The 1469-nt window shown below is 50.1% G+C and carries 2 protein-coding genes; both read right to left on the bottom strand.

Annotated features, from left to right (window positions below):
* The coding region (gene fliF, locus R7R78_RS23930) for a flagellar basal-body MS-ring/collar protein FliF (RefSeq protein WP_225474355.1) at positions 1–1395 on the bottom strand (1395 nt) is incomplete at its 3' end.
* A 14-nt stretch (positions 1396–1409) separates the two neighbouring features.
* Positions 1410–1469, bottom strand: a 60-nt coding sequence (locus R7R78_RS30035) for a flagellar hook-basal body complex protein FliE (protein WP_406707387.1), incomplete at its 5' end; no start/stop codon positions are given.

Genomic DNA, 1469 nt, shown 5'->3' with positions numbered 1-1469 from the left:
CCAAATTGGTTGGTCAACAAGCTGCTCGGTTTCTGGTTCGGCAAACTTGACGCTCAATACGTTAAGTAAATCACCACGAGATTGATCAAAGCCGACGGTGCCAATCAACACCTGACGAATCGCGTTGATTTCACCTTCCGACATCGGTGTGTAAGTCACTTCACCTGTATCTGGATTAACTTGGCGACGGTCTTTGATGGCAACTGAAACAGTCTGGCGCGCCACGGTGCCCGTTTGCTTACGCTCATGGCTAATCGTGGTATCTAGCTCGAAGTTGCGGGTCGATTCTTTACGTACAGAGCCTTGCCCCATTACCGAGCCGTCTTTCATTTGCGCGACGTCTTGCGGAATAGAAGCATCCGCCGGAGGCTGATTACTAAGCGCACCCGGAATGCCTGCTACCATGTTGCCGTTGTTGTAATCTTCTAGCGCGTACTCGCTGCGGGTCGATGGCGTATTTGGGTCGAAACGTTTACGAGTTTGCTCAACCGCACTGAAATCCATTTGGATATCCACTTGCGCGGTGTAGTTACCAAAACCAAGAATAGGCAACAGAACAGAGTCGATTTTTTCACGCAATGCTTGTTCTTGGCTGCGTTCTAACTCTTGCTCTTTGCGACGCGCGGCAGACGCCGGATCTTGCGAACCAGAGCTCAACAAACGGCCATGCTGATCCGTGACGGTAATGCGCGATGTCTTCATGCCTGGAACGGCGCTCGCGACCATATCGACAATCGAGTCCACTTCTTGCTGCTTGAGGTTGGCGCCTGTCGATAGCGTCAAAAATACTGAGGCGGAAGCTTCTTGGTTATGACGCACAAACACACTGTGTTTCGGCAACGCCAACAACACTCGCGCTTTGCGAACCTGCTTCATTTCTTCAATGGCTTGAGCTAGCTGACGCTCACGGCTGAGCTTAAGACGTTCCTGCTCTAAGCGCTGAGAAACGCCAAAGCCCATGTCTTGCAGCAGAATGTCATCGCCCGCTTCGGTCGCTTGATTGACGCCCGAACGCACCATGCCTAATTTGATTGAGTTGTACTCGCTCGACTCCACCGAAACGGTATTACCATCGAGTTTGTAATTGATTTTTTGCTGGTCAAGGTAATCCAGAACAGGGATCAGTTCTTCAGTGTCGTAAGCGCCAAGCGGACGCATTTCTGGTTCTTTTACCCAGAAGAACAACATCACGATTAACGCAACACAGATAGAGATCGATAGCACAAGCACGACCTGTCGAAGCAAATCGAGGTCGCCCACGGCCATATCGAATTTTGATGCACTGCGCTCTTCTAAATCTGGATTTTGGCTTTCCACATCCATATCGGAGCTAGAAACCAGTGCGCCATCTGAGCCGCCATCAGTGACGGTTAAATCTGTAGACTTGTCTGCCACACTTATTACCTAAATTACACTGGCATGTTCATGAGGTCTTTGTAGGCCTCAACGAGCTTATTGCGGATTTGAAC

The organism is Vibrio sp. 2134-1, from assembly GCF_033339495.1.
Note: the sequence above shows the minus strand (reverse complement) of the source record. Positions and strands in the feature narration are given on the sequence as shown.